The 26,476-nt window shown below is 72.2% G+C and carries 27 protein-coding genes and 1 pseudogene; 13 read left to right on the top strand and 15 right to left on the bottom strand.

What is annotated here, in order from left to right; translation table 11 throughout:
- Nucleotides 1-101 precede the first annotated feature (101 nt).
- Nucleotides 102-227, top strand: a pseudogene (locus tag ABZT06_RS20610) (mini-circle protein); the annotation flags it as partial.
- A 216-nt stretch (nt 228-443) separates the two neighbouring features.
- Here the strand turns inward: ABZT06_RS20610 and ABZT06_RS20605 are convergent.
- The 7 genes from ABZT06_RS20605 to ABZT06_RS20575 form a co-directional block, all read right to left on the bottom strand.
- On the bottom strand, nt 444-1,175 hold the full coding sequence (locus tag ABZT06_RS20605; RefSeq protein ID WP_355742472.1) for a CBS domain-containing protein: 732 nt from the start codon (nt 1,173-1,175) through the stop codon (nt 444-446).
- A gap of 30 nt (nt 1,176-1,205) precedes the next feature.
- On the bottom strand, nt 1,206-3,896 hold the full coding sequence (locus tag ABZT06_RS20600; RefSeq protein WP_355742469.1) for a GNAT family N-acetyltransferase: 2,691 nt from the start codon (nt 3,894-3,896) through the stop codon (nt 1,206-1,208).
- A gap of 205 nt (nt 3,897-4,101) precedes the next feature.
- A complete protein-coding gene (locus ABZT06_RS20595; RefSeq protein WP_355743110.1) occupies nt 4,102-4,242 on the bottom strand; it encodes a hypothetical protein in 141 nt (46 codons plus the stop codon).
- Nucleotides 4,243-4,286: 44 nt separating this feature from the next.
- Nucleotides 4,287-6,656 (bottom strand): glycosyl hydrolase family 65 protein, encoded by a 2,370-nt coding sequence (locus tag ABZT06_RS20590; RefSeq protein ID WP_355742467.1) that lies wholly within the window; start codon nt 6,654-6,656, stop codon nt 4,287-4,289.
- Entirely contained in the window at nt 6,653-7,111 is a 459-nt protein-coding gene (locus tag ABZT06_RS20585) for a hypothetical protein (RefSeq protein WP_355742464.1), read from the bottom strand. The genes ABZT06_RS20590 and ABZT06_RS20585 overlap by 4 nt, the downstream gene beginning before the upstream one ends.
- Nucleotides 7,108-7,983 carry a universal stress protein gene (locus ABZT06_RS20580; protein WP_355742461.1) on the bottom strand — a complete coding sequence of 292 codons (876 nt, stop codon included), beginning with the start codon at nt 7,981-7,983 and terminating at the stop codon, nt 7,108-7,110. The genes ABZT06_RS20585 and ABZT06_RS20580 overlap by 4 nt, the downstream gene beginning before the upstream one ends.
- A 169-nt stretch (nt 7,984-8,152) precedes the next feature.
- Nucleotides 8,153-9,223, bottom strand: a complete 1,071-nt coding sequence (locus ABZT06_RS20575; RefSeq protein ID WP_355742459.1) for a zinc-dependent alcohol dehydrogenase family protein — start codon at nt 9,221-9,223, stop codon at nt 8,153-8,155.
- Nucleotides 9,224-9,706: 483 nt separating this feature from the next.
- Here ABZT06_RS20575 and ABZT06_RS20570 point away from each other — a divergent pair, with 483 nt between their 5' ends.
- From ABZT06_RS20570 to ABZT06_RS20540, 7 genes are all read left to right on the top strand, one after another.
- Nucleotides 9,707-10,411 carry a response regulator transcription factor gene (locus tag ABZT06_RS20570; RefSeq protein WP_355742457.1) on the top strand — a complete coding sequence of 235 codons (705 nt, stop codon included), beginning with the start codon at nt 9,707-9,709 and terminating at the stop codon, nt 10,409-10,411.
- On the top strand, nt 10,408-11,796 hold the full coding sequence (locus ABZT06_RS20565; protein WP_355742455.1) for a HAMP domain-containing sensor histidine kinase: 1,389 nt from the start codon (nt 10,408-10,410) through the stop codon (nt 11,794-11,796). Before ABZT06_RS20570 ends, ABZT06_RS20565 begins: the two co-directional genes overlap by 4 nt.
- Nucleotides 11,797-11,914: 118 nt before the next feature.
- The gene (locus tag ABZT06_RS20560) at nt 11,915-12,304 is read left to right on the top strand and encodes a hypothetical protein (RefSeq protein WP_355742453.1); all 390 of its coding nucleotides are present in this window, start codon (nt 11,915-11,917) and stop codon (nt 12,302-12,304) included.
- Nucleotides 12,301-13,269: an FAD:protein FMN transferase gene (locus ABZT06_RS20555; RefSeq protein WP_355742451.1), complete on the top strand. Its 969-nt coding sequence runs from the start codon at nt 12,301-12,303 to the stop codon at nt 13,267-13,269. The genes ABZT06_RS20560 and ABZT06_RS20555 overlap by 4 nt, the downstream gene beginning before the upstream one ends.
- Nucleotides 13,266-13,955: a ferric reductase-like transmembrane domain-containing protein gene (locus tag ABZT06_RS20550; RefSeq protein ID WP_355742448.1), complete on the top strand. Its 690-nt coding sequence runs from the start codon at nt 13,266-13,268 to the stop codon at nt 13,953-13,955. The genes ABZT06_RS20555 and ABZT06_RS20550 overlap by 4 nt, the downstream gene beginning before the upstream one ends.
- On the top strand, nt 13,952-15,292 hold the full coding sequence (locus ABZT06_RS20545; RefSeq protein WP_355742445.1) for an NADH-ubiquinone oxidoreductase-F iron-sulfur binding region domain-containing protein: 1,341 nt from the start codon (nt 13,952-13,954) through the stop codon (nt 15,290-15,292). Before ABZT06_RS20550 ends, ABZT06_RS20545 begins: the two co-directional genes overlap by 4 nt.
- Nucleotides 15,289-15,501: a ferredoxin gene (locus ABZT06_RS20540; protein ID WP_355742442.1), complete on the top strand. Its 213-nt coding sequence runs from the start codon at nt 15,289-15,291 to the stop codon at nt 15,499-15,501. The genes ABZT06_RS20545 and ABZT06_RS20540 overlap by 4 nt, the downstream gene beginning before the upstream one ends.
- A gap of 248 nt (nt 15,502-15,749) precedes the next feature.
- Here the strand turns inward: ABZT06_RS20540 and ABZT06_RS20535 are convergent, their stop codons facing one another.
- The 4 genes from ABZT06_RS20535 to ABZT06_RS20520 all read right to left on the bottom strand — a co-directional run bounded on the left by ABZT06_RS20535 (nt 15,750) and on the right by ABZT06_RS20520 (nt 17,719).
- Complete coding sequence (locus ABZT06_RS20535) at nt 15,750-16,265, bottom strand: hydrogenase maturation protease (RefSeq protein WP_355742439.1); 516 nt, start codon at nt 16,263-16,265, stop codon at nt 15,750-15,752.
- Between the two features lie 203 nt (nt 16,266-16,468).
- Complete coding sequence (locus tag ABZT06_RS20530) at nt 16,469-16,672, bottom strand: Hsp20/alpha crystallin family protein (protein WP_355743069.1); 204 nt, start codon at nt 16,670-16,672, stop codon at nt 16,469-16,471.
- Between the two features lie 2 nt (nt 16,673-16,674).
- The gene (locus ABZT06_RS20525) at nt 16,675-16,890 is read right to left on the bottom strand and encodes a hypothetical protein (protein ID WP_355742437.1); all 216 of its coding nucleotides are present in this window, start codon (nt 16,888-16,890) and stop codon (nt 16,675-16,677) included.
- Between the two features lie 106 nt (nt 16,891-16,996).
- Nucleotides 16,997-17,719 carry a CBS domain-containing protein gene (locus ABZT06_RS20520; protein WP_355743066.1) on the bottom strand — a complete coding sequence of 241 codons (723 nt, stop codon included), beginning with the start codon at nt 17,717-17,719 and terminating at the stop codon, nt 16,997-16,999.
- Nucleotides 17,720-18,088: 369 nt separating this feature from the next.
- Here ABZT06_RS20520 and ABZT06_RS20515 point away from each other — a divergent pair, with 369 nt between their 5' ends.
- The gene (locus ABZT06_RS20515) at nt 18,089-18,205 is read left to right on the top strand and encodes a hypothetical protein (RefSeq protein ID WP_355743063.1); all 117 of its coding nucleotides are present in this window, start codon (nt 18,089-18,091) and stop codon (nt 18,203-18,205) included.
- Between the two features lie 125 nt (nt 18,206-18,330).
- Here the strand turns inward: ABZT06_RS20515 and ABZT06_RS20510 are convergent, their stop codons facing one another.
- From ABZT06_RS20510 to ABZT06_RS20500, 3 genes are all read right to left on the bottom strand, one after another.
- Nucleotides 18,331-18,843: a DUF2231 domain-containing protein gene (locus ABZT06_RS20510; RefSeq protein WP_355742434.1), complete on the bottom strand. Its 513-nt coding sequence runs from the start codon at nt 18,841-18,843 to the stop codon at nt 18,331-18,333.
- Nucleotides 18,844-19,110: 267 nt separating this feature from the next.
- Nucleotides 19,111-20,034: a carbamate kinase gene (locus ABZT06_RS20505; RefSeq protein WP_355742431.1), complete on the bottom strand. Its 924-nt coding sequence runs from the start codon at nt 20,032-20,034 to the stop codon at nt 19,111-19,113.
- 3 nt (nt 20,035-20,037) lie between these two features.
- Nucleotides 20,038-20,475: a hypothetical protein gene (locus tag ABZT06_RS20500; RefSeq protein ID WP_355742428.1), complete on the bottom strand. Its 438-nt coding sequence runs from the start codon at nt 20,473-20,475 to the stop codon at nt 20,038-20,040.
- Between the two features lie 815 nt (nt 20,476-21,290).
- On the opposite strand from ABZT06_RS20500, the gene ABZT06_RS20495 reads away from it, so the two are divergent.
- On the top strand, nt 21,291-21,578 hold the full coding sequence (locus tag ABZT06_RS20495; protein ID WP_355742425.1) for an SHOCT domain-containing protein: 288 nt from the start codon (nt 21,291-21,293) through the stop codon (nt 21,576-21,578).
- 55 nt (nt 21,579-21,633) lie between these two features.
- On the opposite strand, the gene ABZT06_RS20490 is transcribed toward ABZT06_RS20495, so the two are convergent.
- Nucleotides 21,634-22,629, bottom strand: a complete 996-nt coding sequence (locus ABZT06_RS20490) for a nitroreductase (protein ID WP_355742422.1) — start codon at nt 22,627-22,629, stop codon at nt 21,634-21,636.
- 574 nt (nt 22,630-23,203) lie between these two features.
- On the opposite strand from ABZT06_RS20490, the gene ABZT06_RS20485 reads away from it, so the two are divergent.
- The 3 genes from ABZT06_RS20485 to ABZT06_RS20475 all read left to right on the top strand — a co-directional run bounded on the left by ABZT06_RS20485 (nt 23,204) and on the right by ABZT06_RS20475 (nt 26,431).
- Entirely contained in the window at nt 23,204-24,193 is a 990-nt protein-coding gene (locus tag ABZT06_RS20485) for a hypothetical protein (RefSeq protein ID WP_355742419.1), read from the top strand.
- A gap of 131 nt (nt 24,194-24,324) precedes the next feature.
- A complete protein-coding gene (locus ABZT06_RS20480) occupies nt 24,325-24,792 on the top strand; it encodes a hypothetical protein (protein ID WP_355742416.1) in 468 nt (155 codons plus the stop codon).
- A gap of 421 nt (nt 24,793-25,213) precedes the next feature.
- Entirely contained in the window at nt 25,214-26,431 is a 1,218-nt protein-coding gene (locus ABZT06_RS20475) for a cytochrome P450 (RefSeq protein WP_355742414.1), read from the top strand.
- Nucleotides 26,432-26,476 lie beyond the last annotated feature (45 nt).

Below are 26,476 nucleotides of genomic sequence, written 5' to 3'. Positions count from 1 at the left end.
CGAAGACGATCGGCGGATCTGGTTGGGCCGGCGTGCCCAGGGCGGATGAGGCAGGACTCGAGGGGTCGCGCTCATTACTCACTCGACCGCCCCTACGACCTGCCAAGTGCGAGGGCGTGTCCGTGGACGACGCCCGCAGCTCCCCGCTTCCGAACTCACCGCTGATGACCCTGTGTGGGCCGAGCAGCCATCTGCGGTGGGTCGAGTACCACTGGGTCCGAGTGATCATCTGGCGTCGTCGCAGGCAGCGGCGGTTGCGGCGACAGGAAGGCGGCTTGTCGCCGACGACCACGACCGCGTCGTAGCACGTCATGTCCGAGACGGATCCGGCCGCCGGCGCCTCGGCCGCGAGGCCCGCCTTGCGCAGGCTCTCGGCAACGCTCTCGGGGATCTGCGCGGTCGATCCGTTCGTCGTCCCGTGGGCGACCAGCCCTTGGTGCGCCTCACGGCCTGTGCAGCCAGTCGTCGGCGACACCGTGGAATGCCGGCTTGTCGGGCCGCAGATGGGAGTCGTCCATCCGGGAGGTGAGCTTGTCCACCACCGCGACGACCCCGTCGATCTGGCGAACCATGGAGACGGCGATCTCCGTCTCGCTCTTGCGTTCCATGTGGCCGGTCAGCGTGACGACGCCTTCGGTCACGGAGACGTCGATACTGCGCGGCGGCAGCCACAGTGCGCGCACCAGCACCTCTTCGACGACCTCGGTGCGGATCTCCGCGTCCGGTCGCAGGAAGACCGTCAGCAGGTCGCGGCGGGTGACGATGCCGACGAGCCGGTTCTCCTCGTCCAGGACGGGCAGCCGCTCCACGCGGTGCTGAGCCATGGTCCGGGCGGCCTCGACGATGCTGTTGTCCGCGTGCACCGTGACGGGTGGCTCGGTCATCAGGTGGCCGGCGGTGCGGGCCCGGGTCTTCACGGCCCGTGTCCTGCCTTCGCGGGTGAGCGAGGCGAGGCGGTGGTGCTTCTTCGGCTCGTACGGGTCCGGCGTCTCCGCCTGCCGGATCATCAGGTCCGTCTCGGAGATGACGCCGATGACCTTCTCGTCCTCGTCGACCACCGGGAGTCCGCTGATGTGATGCTCGCCGAGCAGTCGCGCCACCTCCTTGAACGGGGTTCCGTACATGGCGCGGACCACCTCCGTGGTCATCACGGAGCCGACCTTGTTGTGCTTCATGTCCCTAGCCTCCTCATGTGTCCAGCCTCCTCAGCGAAGTCGCCGCAGATACGGGTCCTGGGGCCTGCGCGGCAGCAGGCGCACACGCGCATCGAGCACACTGACTCCGCCCGGCGTCGCGAGGACGGGGTTGAAGTCGGCCTCGGCCAGTTGCGGCAGGTCGGCCGCCATCCGGGACAGCCGCAGCAGCAGCTGTTCCAGGCGCGCGAGGTCGACGGGCCGCGCGCCGTTCGCACCGAACAGGAGCGGGGCGCAGCGGGGGGCCGTGATCAGGTCGTGCACGTCGTTGTCGGTGAGCGGGGCGAGCCGGGCGGCGTGATCGGCGAGCAGCTCGGTGGCGGTACCGCCGAGGCCGAAGAGCACGAGCGGCCCGAAGACCTCGTCCTGGACGACCCCCGCGAACAGCTCGGTGCCGCGGTCGGCCAGCGGCTGCAGCACCACGCCCGTCAGCAGGCCGGCGAACCGGGTCTCCAGGTCCCGGAAGGCGGCCCGGATCTGGGCGTCGCCGCGCAGGTCGAGGTGGACGGCGTGCTCGGCGGTCTTGTGCAGCAGACCGGGCCAGTGCCCCTTCATGACCACCCGGCCATCGGCGCCGCGCAGCCGGTCGGCGGCGAGGACTGCGTCGTCCTCGGTCTCCGCCCACGCCCACGGCGACTGCGGAATGCCGTAGCAGCCGAGGAGTTCGGCACAGGTACGCGGGTCGAGCCAGCCACCGTCCGGATGCGCCTCGAGGTAGGTCTCGACGACGGCGTGGGCGCGCGCCGTGTCGACCCCGTCGAGGCTGGGGACGGTGCCCGCGGGCCGGGCCAGCCAGGCGGCGCGCCGGCTCGCGTGGGCGAGCGCCCGCGCCGCCGCCTGGGGTTCGGCGTACGAGGGGACGGTGCCGCCGTCGGCCGGCAGGAGTTCGACGGGCAGGGCCTGTTCGAGCCGTATCACGGCGATCGGCTTGGTCCGCCGGGCCGGGGCCCGGGTGAGGGCCCGGACGAGGTCGTCGCCGGTCGCCACGGCGAGCGCCGTGGGGACCAGGGCCACCAGCACGGCGTCGACACCGCTGTGCCGCATGATCCGGTCCACGCAGTCCGTGAGTTGTTCCTCCGTGACGGCGGCGGTCGCGTCGACCGGGTTGCCGACGGCGGCGCCGTCGGGCAGGACGGCGAGCAGGTCGTCGATCAGTTCGGGGGTGGGCGGTGGCAGGGTCAGCCCGGCCTCGGCACAGGCGTCCGCCGCGAGCACGCCCGCTCCGCCCGCGTTGGTGACGATCGCGACCCGGGAGCCGTCGGGCAGCCGCTGGGAGTGCAACAGGGCTGCGGCTTCCAGGAGTTCGCCCACCGAACGGGTGGCGGTGATGCCTGCCTGTGTGAACAGCGCACCGCGGGTCATGGTGCGGGTGGCGGCGGCCGCCGTGTGCGAGGCGGCGGCGCGCCGTCCCGCGTCGGTGCGGCCCGCGTCCACGGTCAGGAGCGGCATGCGGCGGGTCACGCGGCGGGCGGTACGGGAGAAGGCCCGCGGATTGCCGAAGGACTCCAGGTGCAGCAGGGCGAGATCGGTGCGGCCGTCGCTCTCCCACCACTGAAGCATGTCGTTGCCGCTGACGTCGTACTTGTCACCGAGGGAGACGAAGCTGGAGACGCCGATGCCGAGCCGGGACAGCCCGTCGAGCAGGGCGATGCCGACGCCCCCGGACTGTACGGCGACGCCCGCGGTTCCGGGGCGCGGGTGGCCGGCGGCGAAGGTGGCGTCCAGGGACAGGGCCGGGTCGGTGTGGGAGATGCCGAGGCAGTTGGGACCGACAAGGCGCATGCCGTACGAGCGGCAGGTCGCCGTCAGCGCCCGGGACTGGTCGGCGTCGAGGCCCGCGGTCACGACGAGGAGGGCGCGTACGCCTGCCTTGCCGCACTCCTCGGCGGTCTCCGGGATCGCGGTGGCGGGCACGGCGAGAACCGCGAGGTCGGGTGTCACGGGCAGGGCGGCGACCGACGGGTAGGAGGGCACGCCGAGGATCGCGGAAGCGCCGGGGTTCACCGCGAACAGACGCCGGTTGAACCCGCCCGATTGCAGGTGGTGCAGGATCGCCCGGCCCACCGAGGCGGGTTTGCGTCCGGCGCCGAGGACAGCGACTGCGTTCGGTCGCAGCAGCGGTTCGAGGCTGGCCACGTCGGCGGCGCGGCCGCGTTCCTCCACGGCCGTGAGGTAGGTGTCGCTGTCGTCGAGGGCGATGGTGCAGCGCACCTCCGGGCCGTCGAAGCGGCGGGTCGTGCGCAGGCCGAGGTCGGCGAAGAGCCGCAGCACCTCGCGGTTCTCGCTGAGGGCATCGGCCGTGAAGGCGGTGACGCCCTCGGCGCGGGCGGCGGAGACCAGGTGCTCGACCAGGAGGGTGCCGACGCCGCGGTGGTGGAGTCCGTCGGCCACCGTGATGGAGATGTCGGCCGTGGTGCCGGTGCCGCCTGTGTCGTACTCGGCGAGCCCGATCACCTGGCCCTTCGTCTCGGCCAGCAGGGCGCGGTATCCAGGCCGCGGTGTGCCGCAGGCCCGGTCGGCCGCCATTTCGGCGGAGCGGCGGCTGACGGCGAAGAACCGCAGCCGGAGGTTTTCCGGGGACATCTCCTCGTACAGCCCTTGGAGCTGGTCGTGGTCGCCCCGGTGAACGGGACGGATGCACACGGTGGTGCCGTCCGCGAGCAGGGCGTGAACCATGGGACGGGTGAGTGCTTCGTGCGTCATCGCAGATCTCTCCTCCGGGTCACCTCACCCTTCGAGCCTCCAGCGGAACGGACGGCGGCCACAGGGGCTGTCCGGGCGCTACGGGTGGGCCGATCGGCCCTCGAAGCCCAGCCGGCCCGGGGCATCCGGTCGATGACGTCCCCGCGATCCGGGGCATCGGGCAGGGCCGGCGCCAGCCGCGCGATCTGCAGACCTACGTCCTCGATCACGCCGCGAGCCTGTGAACAGGTCGACGGACGAGTTTGCCGCCACAGCGCGGCCCGGAGTCGACGGCGGCGAAGGCGTCCTCGTTCACCGCCAGGGCGATCGCCGCGTGCGCGGCCGTACCGGTTGAGGACCTGGCCACGTCGTCCTTGCGGGCCCCATGACGAGGGCCGCGCTGCTACGCCGTCAGTCTCCGAGCACCAGTCGGCCCGTCTCCCCCGGTTGCAGGCAGACCGCCCGGTCCGGCAGTCGTACGTCGATCGGTGAGCCGTCGGAGGAGGGCACCGCGATCTCCAGCAGTCCGCGCTCCAGCCTGAGTTGCACTCCCCAGTGGCCCTGGTAGCGCAGGGCGAAGCCGTACGAGGACAGCTCCGGGAGGGGTACGGGATCGAGCCACAGTGCTCCGTTCCGCGTCTCCAGGCCGGTCAGCCCGCGCTGGACGAGGTCGAGGGTGCCGGCCATGGCGCCCAGGTGGATTCCCTCGCCGGTGGTGCCGCCCTGAACGTCGGCGATGTCGCCCTGGAGGGCCTCCTGGCAGAACTTCCATGCCTCCGCGCGCCGGGCGCGGGCCAGCACCCAACCGTGGACCAGACCGCTGAGTGTGGACCCGTGACTGGTGCGCCGCAGATAGTGGTCAACGGTGCGCCGCCAGGTGTCCTCGTCGAGCCGCAGCCCCAAGCGCCGGAAAAGGCCCTGCAGTTCGGCCGGTGAGAAGAGGTAGCCCAGCATCAGTACGTCGGCCTGCTTCGAGGCGCGGTAGCGGTTGACGGTGTCGCCCTCCGCCTCCAGGATCCGGTCGAGCCGCCTGATGTCGCCGTACCGCTCCCGGTAGCCGTCCCAGTCGAGCTCGGCGAGGTCGCCGTAGCCCTCGAACTGGCTGATCACGTCGTCGTGGAAGGGCACATGGAGGGTGCGGGACACGTCCTCCCACTGTTCGAGTTCGCCGCCGTCCAGTCCCGCGCGCTCGACGAGTTCGCGCCGCCGGGGCTCGGGCAGGGAGTCCAGCAGCTCCAGCGTGCGGGCGAGCACCCAGGCGGCCGTGACATTCGTGTAGGCGTTGTCGTCCAGGCCGGGTTCCGCCGCGCCGGGATACGCGTCGTGGTATTCGTCGGGACCGACCACGCCCGTGATGCGGTGCCGTCCGAGGGTCTCGTCGTAGACCGCGGAGTCGGCCCAGAAACGGGCGATCTGCAGCAGCATCTCGGCGCCTTTGGTGTGCCGGAACTCGGCGTCGCCGCTCGCCTCGCAGTACTGCCACACGTTGTAGGCGATGGCCGATCCGACGTGGTGCTGCAGCCGGGAGTGGTCGGGCAGCCAGCGTCCCGAGCGCGGGTTGAGGTGCAGTCGCTGGGTCTCCTCGCGCCCGTCGCTGCCACTCTGCCAGGGATACAGCGCACCCCGGCGGCCCCACTCCGACGCAGCGGTGCGGGCCTGTTCGAGCCGGCGGTGCCGGTAGCGGAGCAGGGCGCGGGACACCTCGGGGAAGTGCAGGTTGAGATAGGGCAGGACGAACAGCTCGTCCCAGAAGACGTGTCCGCGGTAGGCCTCGCCGTGCAGGCCGCGGGCGGGCACCCCGACATCGAGGTCGGCGGTGTGCGGGGAGAGCGTCTGCAGGACGTGGAAGAGGTGCAGCCGCAGGATGCGGCCCGCCTCGCCGTCGACCTGGAGGTCCGCGCGACGCCAGAGCTGGTCCCAGGCCGTGAGGTGCGTCTCCAGGATCTCGTCGAAGGCCGGCGCCCGGGTCACCCGGTCGACGGCGGCGAACAGCGGGTCGCTGATCGCCGGGTCGCGCGAGGTGTGCAGGGCGACGGTCTTGTCGACGACGGCGGTGCTCCCCGCCACCAGTTCCAGGCGCAACCGCTGGACCGCGCGAAGGACTTCGTGGCCGACCGTGGCCGGCTCATCGGCACGGAGGCGAGCCGCCATGCCGATACGGATGTCCGACGTGCGGGTGCGGCAGCGCAGCCACACGGTGTCGGGGGCGGCCGTCCCGGTGTGCACATGGGTGAGGTGGCCGCCGTCCAGGTCCCGGTAGCGGGGCACGCCGGAGTTGGTGACCCCGCCGTCGAGGGCCACTTCGACATCGAGCCCGCCGGAGAAGCCCTCGGCGGTGAACTCGGTACGCAGCGCGGCCAGATGGGGGTCCGCCATATACACGAGGCGCTGCTGACGGACCGCCAGAACCCGTCCTTCACCGAGGTCGTAGCGGGTGCGTCGCTCCAGCAGCCCGGCGGACAGGTGCAGGGTCATGCGGTGCTCGAGCACGGTCGCGGTGTCGGGGGTGACCCACGGCTGCCCGGGGAGGCGGAAGCGCAGGGGGAGCCAGTTCGGCAGGTTGACCATGTCCTCGTTCTCGACCTGGTGACCCGCCACTTCGGAGGTGAGTCGGTTGTAGCAGCCGGCCACATACGTGCCTGGGTAGTGCACCTCGTCCGCGGCGCACTCGGGCAAGGCGCCCCGCGTGGCGAAGTAGCCGTTGCCCACCGTGCAGAGGGATTCCCTCAGGCGTTCGTCGGCGGGCACGTAGCCCTCGTACTCCCAGGTCCAGCCGGTCACTTCGACGCTCCTTGCGCGACAGGTTCTGCCCGGTCGGGTACGACGATGTCGGGCACGTGCCGCAGCACTCCGCCCCCGGCCCTTGGACCGACCGGACGCTCCACGCTGATCACCAGGGCGACTCCGCCGCAATGGCCCGCCACCAGGAAGAGGCCAGGCCGCGGCTCGCCCGGCCGGCCCGGACGGGCTGCCTCGCCGTCGTCCGAGCGGGACGCGGAGGCCGATGCGTTCCGCGGACAGTCGTGCCCTACGTCGAGCCGGCGGCGTCGGTCCGGGTCATGCGTCGGACGGGCGTGCAGGCAGGCGTCGAAGACCGTCTTCCACGCCGCTGCACGCACCCGGGCCGAGTCGGTGATCACTCCGTCGGTGTCGAAGACGACGGCGCACACGTCGCGCAACACCGGTGCGAGCGCGTTGCGGGACGTGGCGCGGGCCGGCGGACGGCGCACGGTCATGCCTGCTGCGGCACGACCGCGACCGGGCAGTCGGAGTGGTGCAGCAACGTGTGGGCCACCCTGCCGAGTTGGAGGCCGACGTGACCGGTACGGCGCTGCGCTCCGACGATCAGGAGGTCCGCTGCGGCCGACCGCGCCAGGAGGACCTTGCGCGCCGGTCCTTCGACCGTGCTGCGGCGCAGCCGGACCTTCGGGTGGTCCGCGACTGCGTCCTCCAGCAAGGAGTCGAGCAGAGCGGACGCCCGCTCCTCATGGCGGTGGGCCGGATCCTCGGCCAGCCGTGGGTGGTCGGCACCTTCGTGCGCGGGGCAGCGCCAGGCCCGTACGACGTCCAGGGTGCACCCGCGCGCCTCGGCCTCACGGAAGGCGAACCGCACTGCCTCACCGCTGGTCGCCGACTCGCCCGCACCGAGCACGATCCGCTCGTGAGTGGCCTCGAGCCCGGCCTTGTCGCCACGGACGACGACCACGGGGCCGTGGGCACGGGCCGCCACGGCCAGTCCGACGGAGCCGAGGAGCAAGCCCGCCAGCTCGCCACGGCCGCGTGAGCCCGTCACCAGGACGGACGCGTTGTGGCCTTCACGGAGCAACGCGGCCACCGCTTCCTCGGGGACCACCTCGGCGGTGACCTTGATCTCCGGGTTGTGCCGACGGGCGCGCTCCGTCGCGGAGGCGACGACGTGCTCCGCCATCACCCGCTCGGAGGGGCGTTCCAGGCTTTCCGACGGAACGGCACCTTCGTAGCGTTCCCACAGGGAGGCGTAGACCAGCCGCAAGGGCAGACCGTGCCGAGCCGCCTCGTCCACGGCCCAGTCGACCGCCGCGAGGCTCCCGTCCGATCCGTCGACGCCCACGATCAGGGGCAGCTCCATCGTCCCCACCGCCTTTCGTCGGTCTGTACGGTTGTTCAGCCCATGACCCACCTTCACCGTGGCACCCGCAGCCGGGCTGCAGCAGGGGTGGTTCGGCCCCGGACGGGGCCGTTCGGCCCACATGCCGCGTCATGTTCCGCTCGGCACCGGATGAAGGCGCCGGTGCCCGTCATGCTGCGTGGACGGCGACGACCTCGCGCCGCGGTCCGCCGAGGACGACCTTGAGCGCCCCGGTCTCGGCCGCGTGGGCGAAGACCTCGTACGCCTCTTCCATGCGGTCGAGCGGGAAGGTGTGGGTGACCAGTTGCGAGGTCGGCAGCCGTCCGGACGCCGCCATCCGCAGCAGGGTGGGCGTGGAGTGGGTGTCCACCAGCCCCGTGGTGATGGTCACGTTCTTGATCCACAGGTCTTCCAGGTGCAGGGTCGCGGGCTTGCCGTGCACGCCGACATTGGCCACGTGCCCGCCGGGCCGCACCATGCGGGTGCACAGTTCGAAGCTCTCCGGCACGCCGACCGCCTCGATGACCACGTCGGCTCCGAGCCCGTCGGTGAGGTCGGCGATCAGCTGCTCCGGCTCCTCGCTCGCGTCGGCCACCGCCTCGGCCCCCAGTTTCCGCGCCGCCTCGAGGCGGGACGCGGCAAGGTCCACGGCGACGATGCGCTCGGGGGCGAACAGCCGGGCCGTGGCGATCGCGGCCAAGCCGATGGGCCCCGCCCCGACCACGGCGACGGTGTCTCCGGGACGCACCTGACCGTTGAGCACACCCACTTCGTAGGCCGTCGGGAAGATGTCGGCGAGCAGTACGGCGTCCTCGTCGTCCACCGCGCTCGGAAGGGCATGCACGGAGAGGTCGGCGTAGGGGACCCGGACGAACTCGGCCTGGGTGCCGTTGGTCAGGTGGCCGAGGATCCAGCCCCCGCCGCCCCGGCACTGGCCGTACATCGCCTCGCGGCAGTAGCGGCAGCGTCCGCAGGCGCTGATGCAGGAGACCAGGACCCGGTCTCCGGGACGCACGGTGCGCACGTCGGCGCCGACCTCGACGATCTCGCCCACCGCCTCGTGGCCCAGGATCGTGCCGGGCCGGACCTCGGGCACGTCGCCCTTGAGGATGTGCAGGTCCGTCCCGCAGATGGTGACGGCGTGGGCCCGCACGATCGCGTCGGTGGCCTCCTGGAGACCGGGGTCGGGGACCTCCTCCCAGGCGGCCTGCCCGGGGCCGTGGAACACGTAGCCTTTCATGTCACCCCTCACTCTCCTGATCGCTTACGGCGTCCCGGCCCGGCCAACCGCCGTCGACGGGCAAGAGCCGAGCATCCGAGTCGCCGCCGGGTTTGCCCCGCACTTCCAGCTTGTCCCGGGTCCGTGCGATCCGCATGAGCCGGTCGGCCCCGTCCCGCCTCGCTCTGCCGCGTCACCTTCTGAAGGTGGCGAGAGAGTGAGGGCCGAGAACGGCCGAGTGACGCTCGGCGGCGGAGCGACGCAGCGCTTGCGACGGCGGCGCAGTGCGTTGCGATCGCTGCCCCATGGGCTGGACGGGCGCATCCGCGCACCGTCCGGCCCTCCCCGGGCGGGTGGTCCGTAACACGATGCCGGAATCGACGGAAGCGAGTTGCGTTCGTGAAGTGTGGGTCGAACGGCCCTGCCGTCGGGCTTCGAGGGCGGCGCACACTGAAACACGCACGGACGCGGCGCACCTGACCGTCCAGGAGGCGGATCGCAACCATGAACGGACGGACCCGAGGGGAGTCCGAGGAGACGCGAGTCCTGGTCGTGGAGGACGAGCGGGGCATCGCGGAGTCCCTCGTGCGCGGTCTGCGGCAGGCCGGATACGCGGTCGAGGGCGTCCGCACCGGCCGGGCCGCCCTGGCGGCCGCGTCCTGCGACGTCGTCCTCCTCGATCTGGGGCTGCCCGACATCGACGGGGTCGAGGTGTGCCGGCGCCTGCGTGCCCGGTCCGACGCCGCGATCATCGCCGTGACAGCGCGGGGTGAGGAGGCGGACCGGGTGGTCGCCCTGGACGAGGGCGCCGACGACTACCTGGTCAAGCCGTTCGGCCTCGCCGAACTGCTGGCCCGGATGCGTGCCGTGCTGCGCCGCCGGCGCCCGGCCGGACCGGAGATCCTGCGGCACGGGCCGCTGGCGGTCGATCTGCGCACCCGACAGGTCGCGGTGGACGGCGCCCCGGTCTCTCTGACGCCGAAGGAGTTCTGCATCCTGGAGTGTCTGGCCGCCGATCCGGGACGGGTGGTGAGCCGGCAGGAGATCCTGGAACGGGCCTGGGACGCCCACTGGTACGGGCCGACCAAGGTCTTGGACGTGCACGTCGCGGCACTGCGCCGGAAGCTCGGCGCGCCGGGGCTGATCGAGACGGTGTACGGGCACGGGTTCCGGCTCGGGGCGGTCGAGGGGCTCCGGGAGCAGCCGTGACCCGCCGGATCACCGTGACACTCCTCGCGCTGACCACCGTTCTGCTGGTGCTGGCGGTCCTACCGCTCGGGGCGCTGATGACGGCCCGGGAACGCGTGGCCTTCCGCGACGACCAGCAAGCGACCACCCGGGGGATCGCCGCGGCGGCCGAGGAACATCTCTCCGATCACCGGCCGGCCACCGCCATGCGTCAGGAGCTGCACGCCGCGGCCGAGGCGGGCGACTGCGCCGCCGTGTACGACGCGTCCGCGCGGCTGGTGGCTGGCACGCAGTGCTCGGCCGCTCAGGGTGAGGAGGCGCGCGAGCTGGTGGATCGGGTGCTGGCCGGACATGAGCCGGTGCCGCCGGAGAACGAGGGCCGCCTGCTCGCCGCGGAACCTGCCGGTGATGTCCGAGAGCCCGTGGGTGCCGTCGTGCTGGCTCGTTCCGCCGCGCCCTTGAATGCCCGGATCGCCGCGATCTGGGGCTGGTCCGCCGGGATCGGCTTGCTGGGGCTCGCCGCGTCCGTGCTGCTGTCCGTGCGCCTGGCCCGCTGGGTGAGCCGACCTCTGTCGACCTTGGATTCCGCCGCCCAGCGGCTGGGTGAGGGTGCCCTCGGAGAGCGGGCGGTCGTCGACGGGGGACCACCGGAGGTGCGCCGACTGGCCGCCAGCTTCAACACGATGGCGGGCCGTACGGAGGCTCTGGTGCACGGCCACCGGGCCGTGATCGCCGATGTGTCGCACCAGTTGCGCACACCGTTGGCCGCCCTGCGACTGCGGCTCGACGTCCTGGCGGCCGGAGCCGAGGGCGACACCGCGGAGCAACTGGCCGCCGCTCAGGGGGAGATCGCCCGGCTGTCCCGACTGGTCGACGGGCTGCTGGCGGTGGCACGCGCCGAACAGGCGACCCCGCGTCCGGTCGCCGTCCGGGTCGACGAGGTGGTGGCGGCACGCGTGGACGCGTGGTCGCCCGTGGCCGAGGAGCGCAACGTGCTGCTGAGCACGCCCTCGGGACCCGCCCTGACCGCCTCGCTGGGCAGCGGACACCTGGAGCAGATCCTCGACAACCTGATTGCGAACGCCGTGGACGCCGTTCCCGACGGCGGAAGTGTCACGGTCGGACATGGGGTGGCGGGCCGCTTCGCCAGGGTGCGGGTCAGGGACGACGGTCCCGGCATGGACACCGACGCCAAGGCAGCCGCGTTCCACCGGTTCGGCAATCCGGAGGCCCGGGGCACCGGGCTGGGGCTGGCCATCGTCCACCGGCTCGTCACCGTCAACGGCGGCACCGTGGATCTGGAGGACACTCCAGGGGGCGGGCTGACCGTCGTACTGGATCTGCCGCTGTGGCCGCGAGGTGAGCACGGGCGACGGGCGACGTCCGTGCCGGCGGCCAGTGCGTGAGCGGCGGAGATCTTTACCGGTTCTGAAGAAGAGGTGAGCAGGTTCCCGGGTGCCGGCCGCACAGCCTGGAGATGCACGCAGCCGAACCCGGGCCGCCTATCCTCCAGGAGCCGCTGCCATGTCCTTCCCGCCGCACGACTTCGACCCCGCCGCCCCGCCCGGTGCTGCGGCGCGCGCACGCGATCGCGGCGTGACGCGGGTCCGCGGCCTCACCCGGTGGATCGCCGTCGCCGCCCTCGCCGGCACCGCCGCCCTCGGAGCCGTCTACACCCACCTGCTGCCGGGAAGCCCGACGCCACCCACCCCGGCGGCACCGGTCGTACACAACCCGGTCGCCCCCTCCTCCACAGCCACCCACGGCGCCACCGGCGACGACTCCGGCAGCCACGAAGGCGATGACGACGAAGGCGAGGGGGCAGCCCGCACGACCCAGCCGGCCCTGCGGGCTCCGGCGCAGCCGCCCACCCCCACCCCACAGCAGCCCCAGTCCACGACGGGGGCGTCATGACCAGTCAAGCCGCACCCCGGTCCCCCGTGCCGGCGCCCGCCGAGGCGGTGTTTCCCGCCCTCGGCACCACGGCCGCGCTGCTCGTGACCGACCCGCCCGCCCTGCCTGCCGCGGAGGCGGTCCTGCGGGCCGAGCTGGCCGCCGTGGACGCGACGTGCAGCCGCTTCCGGCCGGACTCCGAGCTCACCCGGGTGAACCTGGCCGCGGGCACCGCGGTGACGGTCGGCGAGCGCTTCGCCGAGGCACTGGAGGCCGCGCTGCGCACCGCCGAACTCACCGACGGAGCCGTGGACCCCACCGTCGGCCGCGCGGTGATCGCGCTCGGCTACGACCGCACCTTCTCCTCCCTGCGACCCGACGACGTACGCCCCCTGCCGGTGTTCCGACCCGCGCCCGGCTGGCGCAGCATCGTCTGGAATCCTCGCGACCGGCGGCTGCGCCTGCCCGTGGACACCTACCTCGACCTGGGCTCGTCCGCCAAGGCCCTCACCGCCGACCGGGCCGCCCGCCGGGCCGCTGCCGCCGCCGGCTGCGGTGTGGTGGTCAACCTGGGCGGCGATCTGGCGGTGGCCGGGACACCGCCGGACGGCGGCTGGCGGATCGCCCTCGCCGACGACCACGCCCAGCCTGCGCGGGCCCATTGCCCGACCGTCGCGGTGACCACCGGCGCGCTGGCGACCTCCGGTGTCCGGGTGCGCACCTGGCGGCGGGCCGGACGGAGCGTGCACCACATCGTGGACCCGATGACCGGTGAGCCCGCCGCGCCCGTCTGGCACACCGTCACCGTGGCGGCAGCCGACTGCGTGGACGCCAACGCCGCCAGCACAGCGGCGATCGTGCTGGGCCACTCGGCCGAGGACTGGCTGCGCCGCACCGGTCTCCCCGCCCGCCTGGTGGACCCGGATGGCCGCGTCGTACGTCTCGGCGGCTGGCCGTCCGATGCCCTCCCCGGAGGTGCGCGATGACGGCCCTGGCCCTGACGGGCAGCCCCCTCTGGTACGCGAGTCGGGCCGGCGGCACCCTGGCGCTGCTGCTGCTCACCGCCACGGTGGTGCTCGGCATCGCCGCCGGAGGGCGCGCGGCTCCGCGGCGGATCGGCCGTTTCGAGATCGGCCTGCTGCACCGCAACCTGTCCGTGCTGACCCTGGTGTTCCTGATCGCGCACGTGGTCACCGCGGTGCTCGACCCGTTCGTCCATCTGGGATGGACGGTGACCGTGGTTCCGTTCGGTGCGTCGTACCGTCCGCTCTGGCTCGGGCTGGGCACGGTCGCGCTCGATCTGCTGCTGGCGGTCCTGGTCACCAGCGCGGTGCGGTCGCGTATCGGGGCGCGCCGCTGGAAGGCCGTGCACCTGCTGGCGTACGCGGCCTGGCCGGTCGCCCTCTTCCACGGCGTGGGGACGGGCACCGACACCCGGCTGTCGCTGCAGCTGTGGCTGTACGCGGGCTGTCTCATGTCCGTGGTCGGCGCGGTGTGGTGGCGGCTGGCGAAGTCCGGCCCGGGACGTGTCGGGGGACGCCTCGTCGCCGCGGTGACCGCGGCCGCCGTACCGGTGCTGCTTGCCGCGTTCCTGGCCGCCGGGCCGCTGCAGCCCGGCTGGGCCCAGCGTGCCGCCGCCACGATCGCACTCCATCTCGGGGGTGGACGATGAACTCCTCGGTTCCGACGGCTTCCGACGCGCACGGCACGAACGCGACGGGCGCGTCCGCCACCGCCCGGCTCCTGGCGGGCTGGTACGACACCGGTAGGCCCGCCGACCTGCGGGAGCACCTACGGCGGTACGGGCCTCCCCCGGTCGCCGTGGCGCGCGGCCACCGCCACGCGGTGCCTCTGGTGCGGGCCGTGGAGGCGGCCGGGCTCACCGGCCGCGGCGGCGCCGGCTTCCCCACCGCCGCCAAGCTGCGTGCGGTGGCGGCGCGACGGGGTCGGGCCGTGGTCGTCGTCAACGCCATGGAGAGCGAACCGCCCAGCCGCAAGGACCAGTTCCTCCTCGCGGTCGCACCCCACCTCGTCCTGGACGGTGCCGTCCTCGCCGCGGAGGCGGTCGGCGCCGACACCGTCCACATCTGCCTGCCGCGCGGTCGCCCCGCCCAGTACCGGCAGCTGAACGCCGCCGTGGACGACCGCAGACGGGCCCGCCTCGACGCCGTGGCGCTGCTGCCGCACGCCCTCCCGCACGCCTACGTGTCCAGCGAGTCGACCTCCCTGGTGCGCTGGCTCAACGGGGGCGAGGCCCGGCCGCTGGGCCACCCGCCGCGCAGCCACGAGCGCGGTGTCGCGCGGCTCCCCACGCTCGTCCACAACGCCGAGACGCTCGCCCATCTGGCTTTGGTCGCCCGCTACGGTCCGGACTGGTTCCGGCAGACGGGGACGCCCGAAGAGCCGGGCACCACACTCGTCACCGTCTCCGGTGCCGTGGCCGCTCCCGGGGTCCTGGAGGTCGCGCTCGGCACTCCGCTCGCGGCGCTCCTGGACGGTGCCGGCGGGCCCACGGAACCATTGCGGGCAGTGCTGCTCGGTGGCTTCGCGGGCGCCTGGCTGCCGGCCACGCACCTGCACACCCCCCTCACCCGGCACGACCTGGCCGAGCTGGGCGCCGCGCCGGGCGCGGGCGTGATCGTCGCCCTTCCCCGGGCCGCCTGCGGGCTGACCGAGACGGCACGGGTGCTCGCCTACCTCGCGGCGCACAGCGCGCGTCAGTGCGGCCCCTGCCGTCTCGGACTGCCCGCCGTGGCCGAGGACTTCGCCGCCCTGGCCGCCGGACGGGCCGAACCGGCCCTGCTGTCCCGCCTGCGCCGGCGCACCGGTTTGCTGCCGGACCGGGGGGCCTGCCGACACCCCGACGGCGCCGCGCGACTCGCCGCCTCCGCCCTGCGTGTCTTCGCCGACGACGTCGACCACCACCTCACGCACGGCGCCTGCCCGGCCGGCCACCGGCCACCCCTGCTCCCCGTACCACCCGCCGAGCCCCCGGAGGCATGGCGATGACCCGCACCCGCACCCTGCGTATCGACCGGATCGCGTGCACGGGCCACGGCCTGTGCGCCGAGCTCCTCCCCGAACTCGTCGACCTCGACGAATGGGGCTTCCCCGTCCTGGGACAGCCGACCGTCCCCGCACACCTGCAGGCCCACGCCCGCCGAGCCGTCGCCGCCTGTCCCGTCCTGGCCCTGCGCGCGGACCGCACACCGCGATGACCGTACGACCTTGTCCGGACCGTCCGTTCCTGCCCCCGCCCGTCGTCATGACGAGGGGGTACACCGTCATGACGGTCTCGGCATCTACGGATGCGGTGCGGTCGGGGCCGTTCGGCCCTGGCCCCGTCGAGGCCCGCGTGGTGTGCTGTAGGTGACGGGAAGGACCCGGAAAGACGCGGGGAAACGGCTCGGGGCCGTGCACCGCGCAATCAGGATCCGCGAGAAGCGGGTGGGGTCCTTCCCGCCGCTCATGGCCGGACGCCTTCCGCCGTGTCCCGCGCCACTGCGCCCCGGTGGCGCACGATCTCCGCCTCGACGCATTCGGCCAGGTGCCCGACCGTCGCGGCGACGGGCTCGGACAGCCCCCGGCCGAACGAGGTGTCCGCGCCGTCTACGGCATACGCCACCAGGTGTCCGGGCAGCCGACCGAGCGCCCGGGCCAGGTTGACGGCTTCCCCCAGGCCGTACGGACGCATCGTGCCGGCCCGCCGCAGCGCCGCGCCGCCGAGTTCGAGGCGGTAGATGCGGCCAGGATGGCTCGGACGGGCATGGGCGGGCTCCAGCACGACGGCAAGCTCCGCGTTCTCCCACAGCCGGATCACCCGGGCCGGGTCGGGGTCGCATTCGGTGAGCAACGTGCCCGGGGGCAGAGGGCGTTCGGCGGCTCGTTCCCTCAACCGGGAGAGCACCGCTCGGGCGACACCTTCGTCGTGGCGGCTCGGATCGCCGACACCGATGATCGCGATGCGGGTGGAGACAGTCATCGTTCCTCTCCCTCCACTGCGGGTGTCTCCAGACTCGGCGGAGCGGAGTGTTCCGGTCACTGGGCCGAAGGACCTCGCGACGGCCCGGTCGGCCCTGCACCGGGTCCGGGTCCGAAGCGCTGCACCGTTCCTGGCCCGGACAGGCGCGTGCGCGGCCGGCGTACCGGCCGCGCACGTGGGCTACGGCTGGGCGCTCCCCTCACTCAGCCGTGCCGCACCGAAATGGTCTTCGTGCCCGTCTTCGTCTCGGGCACCGGGATCGTGACGGTCAGAACACCGTCCTTGTAATCAGCAGTGGCCTCATCCCCCTTGGCGCCGACGGGCAGCCGGACGGAGCGGGCGAAGGTGCCGTAGCGGAACTCCGTGTGGTGCTTCTGCGTCGTCTCCTCACTGCGCTCGGCCCGCAGGGTCAGAACGCCTTCCGTGACGGTGATTTCGACATCCTTCGCGGGTCGATGCCCGGGAGCTCCGCCCGCACCACGTACCGCTCCTCCGCAAGCTGCTCCTCGATGCGGATGCCGTGCAGCCCGGGGACGGTGTGCGCCCCGGGGAACCCGGTCTCGACCCAGCCGAACAGGTCGGGCAGGGTCGGCCGGCCCGGCAGTCGCTCGATCATGCCAGCCATCTCGTTCCCCTCCTCTTCTTGGCCACAGGCCGACCGGTGCCCTACTGGACCCGATGGGCCCTGGCGTTCAACGTTCGCCCGCTGAACGCCAGTTGGTACCACCCCCTCATGACTCGCCGCCGACTCCCGATGGCTGCGTGCTCGTCCCGCCGTCCGGGAGATCCGGGTCGAGGTCGGGTCTGCGGTGCGGGCCCATGAGCGCGCAGTCGACGTCCACGACGCCTTCGACGGCCCGTACCAGGCGGGTGGTGAGGGGGACGAGGCCGGTGTCGGCGATCCTTCCGGTGAGCGTCACGAGTCCGTCGTGGACCTCCACCCGGATCGGAAGGAGCGGTGCGGGGAAGAGAGGGGCGACGATCTCTCGGCGGACCTCATCAGCGATGTCCTCGTCGTCCCGCAGAAAGACCTTCAGCAGGTCGGACCGGCTGACGATGCCCTGCAACCCGCCCTCGTCGTCGACCACGGGCAGGCGTTTCACCTTGTGGAGCGCCATGATCCGCGCGGCCTGTCCGAGGGACGCGTGCGCGGGGACGGTCAGTGGCGGGGCGGTCATCAGCTCCTCGGCGGTCACCGCGCCGGCCTTCACCAGGTCGGCCAGGCGGCGCAGTTGGGTGTAGCGGTCCGGGTCGCCGTCACGGAACTCCTCTTTGGGCAGCAGGTCGGCCTCGGAGACGACCCCGATCACCTGGCTGCCGCCCTCCAGCACGGGCATGGCGCCGACCTTCCAGTGCTGCATGGTCTTGACGATGTCCTTGAACGTCGCTCGGGGGCCTAGGGCGACGACGGTGCGGGTCATCACATCGCTGACGAGGTGCGGAGTGCCGTGCATGGCGTCCTCCAGGGGTTTCGCGTCGCGCAGCATGCTCATCTCGGGACACCTTCAGACTCGGGCACGGACCCGGCTGTGGCATGGGCCGAGTGGCCCCATTCCGGGTTCCGGTGGGCTCCTCCGCCGGAGAAGGCCTGATCAGGAACAAAGGGCCGTTCGACCCCCCGTCGAGGCCACGCGGCCCCCTCCCGGCTGGGCTCCTTCGCCGGGGACGCTGCAGTGCAGTGGTCCGCGGGAAGGTGTGGGGACGTCCAAGCGGGGAGGTGTTGGCCGGGCTTCACCCCGTTGTCGTAGGGGCCCGGCGCTGCATGTCGTGCGGCAACTGCTTTCGAATGTGACGACTGCTACGGCGTCTGCCCGGACAACGCGATCAACAAGCTGGGCCCCGGCAAGGAGTTCGCCATCGACCTCGACCACTGCAAGCGGTGCGGACTGTGCGCGGCCGAACGCCCGTCCGGGGCGATCGACAGCCTGCCAGAGGTGTGAAGCGGACAGGCTGAAGCGACCAACCACCGACGGGACGTATGTGATCGAGGCGGACAGGCAGGACGCCCGCTGAGCGCCCTGCCCACATCCGCCCGCCCCGACCCTCGGGGCGGGACCGCGGCAGTTCAGTCGTCGTCCCCGTGGCCACCTGATGCTGTCTTGGAGTAGCCGTCGTGCCACGCGGCCTTCGCCCCTGAGTCGCCTATGCGGTAGACGTCCACAACCGCTCCGGTGGCCACGGCGAGCGACAGAACCGCCGCCGCGATGCGCACCGGCGCGGCGGACCGGCGCGTGCCGTGCGAGGTTCCGGACTCGGCGGTGCGGCGGGCCCTCCACCAGACGACGACAGCCAGAACGAACAGGGCCCCGGCCCACGGGAGCAGGCCGTCGCCGAGCTCGGCGTGCCGGCGCACCAGCGCATCGCTGGCGACGTGTTCCTCCAGCCACTCCCCCGCCCCCGTGGTGACCGGGACGCTCACCAGCGTCACCAGCGCGAGCAGCGGCAGCACGACACCCATGCGCCGGGCCACACTCGGCCAGATCGCACACGCCGCGAGTGCCAACCCGGTCAGGGGAACGAGCACGACGACGAAATGCACGAGCAGAACGTGCGCAGGCAGGCCGTTCACCAGGCTCATGGGTAGATCTCCTCCAGCAGGTTGGCCACGAAGATGTCGATCAGGCGCGGGCCAGCCTGGCACAGGAAATTCTCAGCTTCTTCTGAGATCAACCAGCATCAATTCGCCAGAAAAAGGGCACTGAGCCAAGCAGGCCCGCCTCCGCCCACCGAACTCAGTCGTGCGGTACCACCGCGACCGGCGCCACAGCGTGCTGCAGCACCGCGTGCCCCACGGGGCCGATGTGAGGGAGGTCTCCCTCACTCCGTACGGAGTGCCGGGCGCCGCTCAGGCCGCCGGGATCTCCGGGCGGACGAGCGTGCCCGACCTGCCGTGCACGATCTCGTACGCCGCGTCGAGGGCGCCGATCGCGGCCAGGCCCCTGGTGCGTTCGACGAACCGGGCGGCCGCGTCGGCCTTCGGGCCCATCGAACCGGCGGGGAAGCAGCCGCGGCGCAGGTCGGCGGGGGTGGCGTCGAGAACGGGGCGCTGCTCGGGGGTGCCGTAGTCGGCGTAGATGTTCGGGACGTCGGTGAGGATGAGCAGGAAGTCGGCCTTGAGGTCCTCGGCGAGCAGCGCGGCGGTCAGGTCCTTGTCGATGACGGCCTCGACTCCGCTCAGCGCAGCGGTGTCCTTGTCTGCGATGACGGGGACGCCCCCGCCGCCGGCGCAGATCACCAGCGTGCCGATGTTGAGCAGGTCGTGGATCGTCTCGGTCTCCACGATCCGCTCGGGCGCGGGCGAGGCGACGACGCGCCGCCATCCGGCGGTGTCCTGGGCGATGTGCCAGCCGCGCACCCGGGCGAGGGAGCGGGCGGTGGCTCGGGGATAGACCTGGCCGACGAACTTCATGGGATGCCGGAAGGCGGGGTCGTCGGCCCGGACGAGGGTGTGCGTGACCAGCGCGGCGATCCGGTGTCCGGGCAGCGTGTCGTACAGGGCACGCACCAGCAGGGAGCCGATCATGCCCTGGGTCTGGGCGCCGAGCAGGTCGAGCGGATAGGGGGCGCTCAGAGCGGGGTCGGAGGCGCTCTCGACCGCGAGCAGGCCGATCTGGGGCCCGTTGCCGTGGGTGAGGACGACTTCGTGTTCATGGGCGAGGGCGGCGATCGCGGTGGTGACCCGGTCGATGTTCGCCTGCTGGACGTCTGCGTCGGGACGTTCGCCGCGGTGCAGCAGGGCGTTGCCGCCGAGGGCGATGACGATGCGCATGGTTCAGTCCTCCAGTGCGGCGACGAGGACGGCCTTGATGGTGTGCAGCCGGTTCTCCGTGCAGCCGCCGGCGTCTTGTCGTTGACCTGGTACGGCAACAGCCACTTCCGCATGTCCGAGCCGGGCCACGACGATCGCGGCGTGCCGGCCCACGCGGCGAGTGATCCCGTACGACCAGGCGTTCAGGAATCCCGCGAACTCTCCGAAGGCCTCACGTACGAAGACGGCGTGGCCGCCGCTCGCCGATACGCGCTTCGACAGCGCTCCGAAAGCCACGGCCGACACCAGCGCGCCCACTGTGACCCCGTACGGTGCGAGCGCCGACGGCAGGGCGAACACACCGGTGCCGATGACGCTGCCGATCGCGAGGGCGGACGCGGCGGGCAGTCCCAGTGCCGCCCGGGGAGCGGGCCCGGTCCCGCACCCTGTGGTTCTGGACATCGCTGTGCTCCTTGTGCGGGCGGCTGGGGGATCGGTCGACCCGTGACCGATCCTTCTGCCCGGCCATGACTGCGGTGAGCGGCCACAAGTCCCCGGACGGGCCCATTGGTCCTGGGACCGGCCGGCCGTTCGGGCCAATGCGTGGGACCTGGGCCCTCTGCGCCGGTGGGAGGCCGGTGCACATGCCCAACCCCCGAGTCCTCGCTCACCGCGCACGCGGCCGCGTCAACAGGACGACGCTCCGTTTTGCAGGTCATCTCGCATTCGCCGCTCTCGAACACGTCGGCCGCGGCTCCTGCACGGTGCGCCACACGCCACTCAGGAGGGCGTTCGCGGCATGCCTTGGCTGTTCGGTACGGCGCTCCAGTACGTGGTCCGCACGGCCGAGCGCGTCGAACTGCCGGTCCTCGGCAGTGAGCAGCGGAACATCCCACTCGGCCCATGGGGTGACCCGAGCGGCCCTTGCCCCGCACAGCTGCGGATGCTCAGGCTGATCGTGACCGCCCGTAGCGTTCAAGGCGGCCGAACGCCGACTGGTACGGCAACGCCTGCGCGGCCGGATCGACACGGCCCTGTACGGGGCGAGGATGCGGTGTCTCGCGGACGGGCGGTGCCCTCGATGGTGGCGACGACCACGATCGTGCTCCCAGTGACTCCGATCGTGCTCCCGGTGACTCGGCCGGGACCGCTTTCCCACGCCATGGGCAACCCGGCCCCTGCCCAACCGTGCCGGACAGCGGGACCGTGGTGGTGGCCGGGGCATCCCGGTGCAGCTGCATCCCGACTCCGGTCGTCGACGCCAGGAAGTGATCCCCATGATGTTCTGGTACGACCGCCACATGAGCGGCTGGGGGTGGTTCGGAGCGTCCCTCGGCATGATCGTCTTCTGGGGGCTGCTGATCGCCGCCTTCGTGCTGCTCCTGCGTGCCCTCGACCGCCCGCAGCCGACGGGTCCGCACCGCGCGCCCTGGGCACCGCCCAAGTCGGCCTCGCCCGAGCAGCTGCTCGCCGAACGGTTCGCGCGCGGCGAGGTCGACGAGGAGGAGTACCGGCGCCGTCTGCACGTGCTCCGCGCCGAGGGCACCGACCTCACCGAAGACTGAACGCCGCACCCGACACCGAGCGCGTCGTCGAACTCTCCGCTCGTCCGCCGTCCGGTCACACGATGTCGAGGACGTCGGCCACGGACCGGCGAGGTGTGGCCGGGCCGCGGGGTCCGTAGCCGAGGCGCAGCACCATCTGCACCTGGCCGATGCCCTGCACCGGGTCGCGAGCCAGGCGCCGCAGGTCGGTGCTTTCCAGCGGGTGGGAGGTCAGGGAGGTGGCCAGGTCGGCCTCGGTGGCCTCGAGCAGGACGCGCTCCAGGGCCTGTCCGGCGCGCAGCCAGTCGGCGGGCCCCTCGCCGGAGGTGCTCAGCAGGGCCAGCTGAGGCGTGTACTCGAAGACGGTGCTGCCGCGGTCGGCCACCGTACGGCGTCCCGCGAAGTCCCGCAGCGGAGCCTTGCCGTCCCGTTTGCGGGGCCCGAACGCGTACTCGGGGACGCCGTCGACGGCGACGTCCGCCTCTGACCCGAGCCGGGTCCAGCGCTCGAGGTCCTTCCTCGTGTCGGCGTCCAGCGCGTCACGGCTCTCCGCGTCATGGACGAGGTCGAGCACCGTCTCGACGTGCCAGGGACCAGGGAAGACCAGCACGGCGCCCTCCGCGGCCGCGGCCTGCTGCAACCGGGCCCGTACGTCTTCGGGTACGTCCTTCTCCGCGAACGGGTGACGGCTGGTGTGCCGCTCCCGGATCACGGCGTGCAGCCGTACGAGATCGTCCTCCACCTCGGGTGCTCCGGCGGGGTCGGCCAGCTGGACGGCGGCCATCAGCAACGGGTCACCCGGCTCGGGCAGAAGCCGCGTCTGCGCGCTCAGGCCCGCGTGGGCGGCGGCCACGCGCAGGTTGAACAGGGCCGCGCCGCAGCCGATGTGCAGCGCACGGTTGTCGGGGTCGGAGCCGGGCATGGCCCGCTCAGGGTCGGCGCGCAGCAGGAGGCGGCGCTCGGCGGTTTCGTAGCGGAAGTGCCAGGGCTGCGCATTGTGCATGGACGGAGCCGTCGTGGCCTCGGCGACCAGCGCGGTCACTGTGCTCTCGTCGAGCTGTGGCTGTCGCATCGCGTCCTCCTCACTCCGGGACACGTGCCGAGCTCAACATGCCGACACCCCGCGGTGCAAGGAGCCGACCGGCCCCGGGTCGAGGCCGACCGCCCCTCTCCCGGCCGGTCCCACGCGTGATCATCAAGTTGGGCCCGCACGCCGGGCACGGCATCCGCAAGGGGTCCCCGGCTCCACCGGCGCCGGCCCATTTGGGATGGGTCGAAGCGTCGTAGCTTCAACCCGGAGCGCCACCGCTGCCACTGCACCGAAAAGAACTGCTCAAGCTCACCCAGCAGATCAGCAGCGGCGCGAAGCCGGCGTGTATCCGGCGCTCTATCTCCCGATAGAGGCGGAGCCTGCTCCGAGGGCGACGGCATGAGGTCGGCACCCGGCGCTACGCAGTCATGCGGACGCGCCGAACAGGGCGTCCATAGTCCTCCTGGCCGAGCAGAGAAGACGGCTGGCGCGCCGTCCTTGTATGACCGTCGGCGCGAGAAAAAAACCGCAGTTCCAGGGGCATACGAACGTGCCTTCCGGGGCGTCAACGGCACGTAAGAACAAGCCAGTTCGACCTCGCCCCGGGAGTATGCCGATGAAGCGCACCGACGCCCCACGCCGGACGGTGGTACCGAGTGGACGCAGTACGCGACGCGCGACCGCCGCGGTGGGCGCGATCGCCGCGCTGGCCTCGCTCGTCCTGACCGGTTGCACGGCTGGCACCAACGCTGCTCACCGCACCTCGCCGGCCGCGAAGGCCGAAGCCGTTGCGGCCGCCACGAAGCTCACCTACGCCCAGGACCTGCGGATCTCCGACGCCGAGCAGCACCTGATCACGCTCTGCATGAGGAAGCGGGGTTTCCGCTACTGGGAGGAAGAGCCACTGGGCCTGGAGGAGAGCCGGCCGGTCGGCTACGTGCAGGACGACGTCGACTGGGCGCACCGCCACGGCTACGGCAGCCGGATCATGGCGAAGGAAGACCGCACCCGCCTGCACAACCCCAACATCGCCTACCGCAAGTCCCTTTCCCGCTCGCGCCAGGAGGCCTTCGACATCGCGATGGACGGCGGCCGGGACGCCGTGGTGCTGAAGTCGCCGACGCCGTCCGGCGGCACGATCTCCAAGCAGTCCGGCGGCTGCGCCGGCCAGGCCGAGGAGATGCTGTACGGCGATCCGGCGGCGTGGTTCCGCTCCGACGTGACTGTCAGGAACCTGCGCCCCCTGTACGTGGACAAGCTGCTGCACGACAAGGAGTTCACGAGCGCGGTGCGCGCCTGGTCGCACTGCATGAACAAGGCGGGCCACCCTTTCCCCGACCCCGACGCGGCACGCCAGTCCACGCGCGAGCACAGCGCGGAGCAGACCCGCGCCGAGGAGGCCAGGACCTTCGCGAACGAGACCCGGATCGCGGTCGCCGACGCCACCTGCGCCCGCTTCGTCTCCCTGCGCGCGATCGGCGAGCGACGCGAGGCCCACTACGTCGGCGAACTGGCCGGAAAGTACGGCCGCGCCCTCGACGCCCACCTTCGGATGCAGCGGCACGCCCTGGCCGTCGCCGAACGCACTGTCCCGGCGCGCACCTGAACCGTGACGCGCCGGCCCCTGACATCCGTGGCCCCGCGTCACGGACGGACCCCGCGATGACGCTCGCGGACCCTCACCCCACCCATCCCATCCACGCCTCCCACGAGGCGCAAGCAGAACAGGAATCCGTCATGCGCAAGCTGACCGTCTCCCTCGCCACCCTGGGCCTCGCGGCCCTCGGCCTCGCCATTCCGGCCACCGCTCACGCGGGCCCCGGCTGCAACGCCAACTGGAACGCCCACGGCCGCGACGGCGACGTCCGCGCCTGGGACGGCACCGACTGCGGCGGCGCACTCCTCGGCGTCACCGCGGGCAGCGACCCCTCATGGGGCGACAACCTCGGCCCCTTCCAGGGCAGCGACGCGAACAGCGCCTCGTCCGTGATGAACAGCGGCTTCGTCGGCGGCAAGGACGTCGTGGCCTTCTACTGGCTCGACAACTACAGGGACACCTCGTACGGCTGCCTCCTGCCGGGCGAGAAGTACGTGGACGACCTCAGCCGGAACCACTTCACCAACAACGAGAACATGAACAACAACATCCAGTCGCACACCTGGGTGACCTCGTCCGCCTGCGCCCCGGGCTCCTTCATCAGCTGAAGCCCCTTGCAGCAAACGCAGTTCCTTCTTCTGGCATGGCCCGTCGGCATCACTCCGGCGGGCCTTGCCGTCATGGAGGCCAGGTCTCCGGACACCCCGGCGACCTGATGCTGATGATCGTCATATGGCACCACCATCGATCAAGCCAACATCGCCCCCCATCCCCACCGACGCGGGGAGCGAAGCACATGAGCGCGGGCCGGGCGGGGGTGAGCCTGGACCGGTTCTTGTCCTTGAGCCGGCCCCGCCCCCGAGCAGGGCTTCCACGCCCGCGTCCTCGCGGCTCAGAGACGGAGTACGCGCGGAGCGGCCGCGCTTCACCCCCGGAGATTTCACGCCGCCTCGTAAGTCAGTCGCTTGAATGAGATCTCACCCTGGGATTGGCTGAGCCGGTCGGCCAGGCACGGACCGAGGAGCCCTTGTGAGTGAGATCCAGAAGGACCAGTCGCTGCCCTATCCGCTCGCCGCCCCGGCGGCGCTTCAGCCGCCCACGGAGTGGCCGGAGCTGCGCCAGAAGTGCCCCGTCGCACACGTGACGCTGCCCAGCGGTGACCGGGCGACGCTGCTCACCCGTTACGGGGACGTCAGGCTCGCGCTGTCCGATCCGCGGCTGAGCCGCGAGGGCCTGGCCCGACCGGACGCGGCCCGGATCACCGCCGAGGCGGGAAGCATCTTCGACAGTCCGATGGCGAGGGCGCTCAACGCCGAGGGACACGGCCGCTGGCGGCGCATGGTCGGCAAGTGGTTCACGGCTAAGCGTATGCGGGCACTGGTGCCCAGGATCGAGGCGATGGCCGACCAACTCGTCGACGGCATGCTGGACCACGGCCAACCGGCCGACCTGCTCCGGCACTTGGCGTTCCCGTTGCCGGTGTACGTCATCTGCGACATGCTCGGCGTCCCGGAGAGCGACCGCGACGACTTCAAGAACTGGTCCGACACCTTCCTCAATCTCACCAAGTACTCCGCCGCCGAGGTGGAAGCGGCGCACCGCGACTTCGGCGCGTACATGGCCGGCCTGGTCACGGAGAAGCGGCGGGCCCCACAGGACGACCTGATCAGCGAGCTGATCATGGCCACCGACACGGAGGGGCGCCCGATGTCCGACCTGGCCCTCGCGGCCACCGGCCAGGCGTTGTTGCTGGCCGGGCACGAGACCACGGCTGGTTTCATCACGACCATGGCGGCCGTACTGCTCGCCGACCGCGAACGCTGGGAACAGCTCCTGCAGGACCGCTCACTCATCCGCTCCGCGGTGGAGGAGGTGCTGCGCTACGAGCCCTACACGGGCTTCGGCATGCTCCGCTACGTCCACGAGGACACCGAGGTACCCAGCGGCGCCGTGCTCCCCCAGGGCACCACCGTGGTGTTCAGCATGGCGGCGGCCAACCGCGACACCGACGCGTTCGGGGGCGCCGAGGAGATGGATCTGGCCCGCACCCCCAACCCGCACCTCGCCTTCGGAGCCGGCCCGCACTCCTGCCTCGGCCAGCCCCTCGCCCGTACCGAGATGCAGACCGTGCTCACCGTGCTGTTGCGCCGTCTGCCCACTCTCGCCCTCGCGGTCGCCCCGCAGGAGCTGCGCCGCGTCGATGGGCTCATCACCACACCGCTGCGTGAGCTTCCAGTGCGCTGGTGACCGCGGGCGCCGCAAGCGTGCGGACCGAGACCGTGCGGACCACGG

The sequence above is a fragment of the Streptomyces sp. NPDC005483 genome, from assembly GCF_040606035.1.
In the GTDB taxonomy this organism is placed as follows: Bacteria; Actinomycetota; Actinomycetes; order Streptomycetales; family Streptomycetaceae; genus Streptomyces.
This window is presented reverse-complemented; position numbering and strand designations above follow the sequence as displayed.